3 protein-coding genes and 1 pseudogene are annotated in these 4,347 nt (G+C 73.5%); 3 read left to right on the top strand and 1 reads right to left on the bottom strand.

Annotated features, from left to right (window positions below; genetic code table 11):
- Positions 1-898, top strand: an 898-nt coding sequence (locus L0B03_RS14475; protein ID WP_250447003.1) for a bifunctional diguanylate cyclase/phosphodiesterase, incomplete at its 5' end; no start/stop codon positions are given.
- 6 nt (positions 899-904) lie between these two features.
- Here the strand turns inward: L0B03_RS14475 and L0B03_RS19630 are convergent.
- Entirely contained in the window at positions 905-2,605 is a 1,701-nt protein-coding gene (locus tag L0B03_RS19630) for a M15 family metallopeptidase (RefSeq protein ID WP_250447000.1), read from the bottom strand.
- A gap of 162 nt (positions 2,606-2,767) precedes the next feature.
- Between L0B03_RS19630 and L0B03_RS19625 the strand changes: the two genes are divergently transcribed.
- Positions 2,768-4,129, top strand: coding sequence for a cytochrome P450 (locus L0B03_RS19625; protein WP_250446997.1), 1,362 nt, complete (start codon positions 2,768-2,770; stop codon positions 4,127-4,129).
- Positions 4,122-4,347, top strand: a pseudogene (locus L0B03_RS14460) (hypothetical protein); the annotation flags it as partial. The gene L0B03_RS19625 and the pseudogene L0B03_RS14460, both read left to right, overlap by 8 nt.

Below are 4,347 nucleotides of genomic sequence, written 5' to 3'. Positions count from 1 at the left end.
GGCCGCCGTGCACCGGGCCAAGGCCCGCGGCCGGCACCGCTGGGAGCTGCACGACCCGACCGAGGGGGACGGCGCCGTCAGTCGGCTGCACCTGCTGGGCCAGCTGCGTCGCAGCATCGACCAGGGCGGGCTCGTGCTGCACTACCAGCCGCGCCTGGACGTGCGCTCCCGACGGGCCGTGGGTGTCGAGGCGCTGGTGCGCTGGGAGCACCCGACCCGCGGGATGGTCCCGCCGAACGACTTCATCGGGCTGGCCGAGCAGTCCGGGCTGATCAGGCCCCTCGGGGTGTGGGTGCTGCGCACGGCGGTCGAGCAGGCCGCGCTGTGGGCCAGGACCCTGCCCAGCCCGCTCGAGCTGTCGGTGAACCTCTCGGCCCGCCAGCTCAGCGACCCGCACCTCATCCCCACGGTCCGTGACGCCCTGGACCAGCACGGTCTGGACCCGGCGCTGCTGATCCTGGAGATCACCGAGACCGCCCTCATGGAGGACCCGGAGGCTGCGGTCGCGACCCTGCGCCAGCTCAAGGAGATCGGCGTCGGGCTCGCGGTCGACGACTTCGGGACCGGGTACGCCTCGCTGACCTACCTGCGCACCCTGCCCCTGGACGAGCTCAAGATCGACCGGACCTTCGTCGACGGCGTGGCGCACAACCCGCACGACCGGGCGATCGTCGCAGGCTGCATCCACCTGGCCCACGGCGTCGGGCTCCGTGCCGTGGCGGAGGGGGTCGAGACCGAGGAGCACCACGCGGCCCTGGTCGCCCTGGGCTGCGACCAGGCCCAGGGCTACCTGTACCGCCGCCCCGTCCCGGCCGAGGAGCTGACCCGCTGGGTCACGGGCCGGGCCGAGATCCCCACGCAGGCCACGATCCCCGGAGCGAGGCGCCGTCGGGCGTGAGCCCTGCTAGTACGTGCCCTTGGCCCGGTAGGTGCTGAGGGCGGCGCAGGCGTTCCCGCGGCGCTGGGTGATGTCCCGCAGACCCCACTCGATCTGGGCCTTCGGGTTCTGCTGGAAGGTCGTGGCCGTCGTCGAGCGCGTCCACGAGGAACCGAAGGCGCGCACCATGTCCGCCTGCGGGATGCCGCGGCGCTGGCCCGAGGCCTTGGTGTAGCTCCACCCGCTCGTCGCCTGCCACAGGGTCGACAGGCAGCCGCGCTGGTTCGCGCTGTTCCACGGCTGGGTCCGCACCAGCTGCATGGCCAGGGCCTTGGACTGGTCGGCGCGGCCCGAGGCGACGGCCCCGGCGTACTCCCAGTGCCAGGGCTCAGGCAGGGAGCCGTCGTACTGCGCCCAGGCCGGGTGGAAGAAGCCGTAGTTGTTGGCGTTGGCACGCATCCAGTTGTGCTGCGCGCTGCCCCACACCTGCACCCCGCCGCCCAGGTCCACCGCGAGGCCCCAGCCGTGGTTCGAGGTGCCCGGCTTGGCCGCGAGGGTGGGCTTCTGCTTCTTGAGGGCGACCTGCTGGTCGTAGGTCCGGTACGTCGAGGTGACCGCGAGGTTGGTGCCGAAGCGCTTGCGGTAGGCCGCGTTGAGCTGGGCGAGGGCGGTGTTCGCGTCGCACCGCATCTTGTGGTGCGAGGGGGTCCAGGTCGGGGTGCACAGGGTCGACGTCGGGATGCGGCCGTTCGAGAGGCCGCCCCACGCGCCGACGACGTCGCGGACCTCGCCGTTGTACCGCTGCGGGGGCATCACGGGGCCGGTCGGGACGATCGTCCACGCCGCCGAGATCTTCTCCGAGTACGCGCGGGTCGCAGTGATCCGAAGGCGGTACCTGTGGACCTTGCTGTTGACGACCATAGGACTCGTGACGACGAGCTTTCCGTCCGACGGGACGGTCATGGTGCGTTGCGTGTTCCACGTGCTCCCGTTCAGGCGCTGCACGTGGACCGTACGGCCAGGATGAGTCGTCACTGTGCGACTCGAGGTCCGGCCATAGGGCACGGTGGTGCTGGTTCCGGGCCAGCCGGACAACGTCGTGACGTACTTGCGGTAGGTCACGACCCATTCACCACTGGTCAGGGCTCCTGCGGTCGGGGTCGCGGGGAGGCTCAGCCGGTACCGAGTCGTCGCGCCGATCTTCGACGCGGGGGTCCGCGCGACGAGCTCCGAGCTCGCGCCCGTCCCGGCTCTGAGGGTCTGGATCGTCTTCCAGGCCTTGCCGTCGAACCGCTGGACGTTGATGGTGCGGCCCTGGGCTGGCGTCACGGTGAACCGACGCCCCGCCGCGAAGTCGAGCGGGACGGTCCGCGAACCGCTCCAGCCCTTGACCGTCGTCTTCGCGGGCGTGGTGGTCGGGGTCGGTGTGGGTGTCGGTGTCGCGGCGTGCCCGACCACCTCGGTCGGGGTCGGGGTCGGTGTGGGCGTCGGGGCGGGGGCCGGGCTCGCCGCTGGGGTGCTCGGCTCCGGGGCGGGCGCTGGACCTGCCGGGTCCGGGACCACGGTCTCGGTCGCCTCCGGCGCGGAGCCGGTGTCTGTCGCGAGGGCCGGTGGGGCCACGGTGAACGCGAGGACGGCCGTCAGGATGCCGGCGAGCGAGGCCGTCAGGGCGCGGCCGGAGCGGCTGTTCCCCCGGTCCGGGGCGGGCGTACGGAGCGTGCTGGACACGTGGGCCCTCCCGGGGCGGTCGCGATGGTGCACCTTGACATCGGCTCCCCTGGCCCGGACTTGAGCGCTCGCGGCAACCGAGCAGATGCGGGGGTCTCCGATGTGGCGCAGGGTGGGGAAGGCGCCGTGCCCCTGCGGTGCGCCCCTCGACCCGGGAGCGCCATGACCTCGACCCCCTCGCCCCGTACCCTTCCCCGCGCCGGGGTGGCGGACACGCTGCGGGTGGTCGGTTCGGTCCTGCTCCCCACCATCGCGCGTGGGGTCATCATCCGGCGGCCGTCCGTCGTCGGTCTCCTGGAGCGGGCCGATGCGGATCGGCGCTCGGTCCAGCTCCTCCAGCGGCTGCGCCGCACGTACGGGTCTGGTCCGCTGCGCCTGCGGATCCCGGGTCGCCGCATGGTGGTGCTCCTCGACCACCGGGACGTCCGTCGCGTCCTGGCCGAGACCCCCGAGCCCTTCACCCCCGCGACCCGCGAGAAGAGGGCGGCTCTCGGGCACTTCCAGCCGCACGGCGTGCTCGTCTCCCAGGGGTCGGACCGGGAGGACCGCCGACGCTTCAACGAGTCGGTCCTGGACACCCCGAGCCCGGTGCACCGCGGCGCCGACGGCATGGTCGGCGGTGTCCGCGCCGAGGTCGACTCCTTGCTCGGCCAGGTCCGGCGGGACGGCGCCCTGACCTGGGCCCCGTACTCGGCGATGTGGGACCGCATGGTCCGCCGGGTCGTGCTGGGTGAGGGCGCGCTCGCGGACCGTGCCCTGAGCGACGAGCTGCGAACCCTCCGGGCGACGGCCAACTGGGCCTTCCTGCACCCGCGGCGACGCCGACTGCGGGAGAGGTTCCTGAACCGGATCGAGAGCCACGTGCGCCGGGCCGACCCGGGGGGCCTCGCGGGGTCGATGGCGGCCGCCCCGTGGACCGAGCGCACCGACCCGGTCCAGCAGGTGCCCCAGTGGCTCTTCGCCTTCGACGCCGCCGCGTGGGCCAGCTTCCGCGCCCTCGCCCTCCTGCACACCCACCCCGAGCAGCTCGCCCGGGCCCGGGCCGAGATCGCCGGGCGCGACCTAGACCGGCCGCAGGACCTGCCCTTCCTGCGCGCGACGATGCTCGAGTCCCTGCGCCTGTGGCCCACCACCCCCGCGGTGCTGCGTGAGTCCATCACGCGCACCCTCTGGGAGGGCGGCCCGATGCCCGAGCGCACCTCGATCCTGACCTACGCGCCGCTGTTCCACCGCGACGACGAGCACCTGGAGTACGCGCACGCCTTCGACCCCGAGGTGTGGCTCGACCCCACGCGGGCCGCCGACTGGCCGCTCATCCCTTTCAGCGACGGCCCGGCGGTCTGCCCCGGGCGCAATCTCGTGCTGCACGTCTCGAGCTCGATCCTGGCCATGCTCCTCGAGGCGACCGAGCTCGACCTCGACCAGGCCGAGCGACTCGAGCCCCTGCCCGGCACCCTCGACCCGTTCACGCTGCGCTTCCCGGTGAGCCAGCGCTCCGGCGGGGTAGCCTCCCGGGGTGCCTGAGGGTCATACCGTCCACCGCATCGCGCTCCAGCTCGCGGCCGACGTCGTCGGTCACCGGGTGGCCGTGAGCTCGCCCCAGGGGCGGTTCGCGGCGGGTGCCGCGCTGCTCGACGGGCTGCCTGCGGTGGCCGCCCAGGCGGTGGGAAAGCACCTCTTCCTCGGGTTCGGCACGGGCCCCCGCCCGCAGGCGCAGGCGCAGGCGCGGTTCGGTCGGGCGG

It is taken from the genome of Actinotalea sp. C106 (assembly GCF_023630195.1).
Classification (GTDB): domain Bacteria; phylum Actinomycetota; class Actinomycetes; order Actinomycetales; family Cellulomonadaceae; genus Actinotalea.
Note: the sequence above shows the minus strand (reverse complement) of the source record. Positions and strands in the feature narration are given on the sequence as shown.

What these genes read in the sequence shown, in the direction of transcription:
- L0B03_RS19625 (WP_250446997.1), top strand. Translation starts at nt 2,768, where the DNA reads ATGACCTCGACCCCCTCGCCCCGTACCCTTCCCCGCGCCGGGGTGGCG.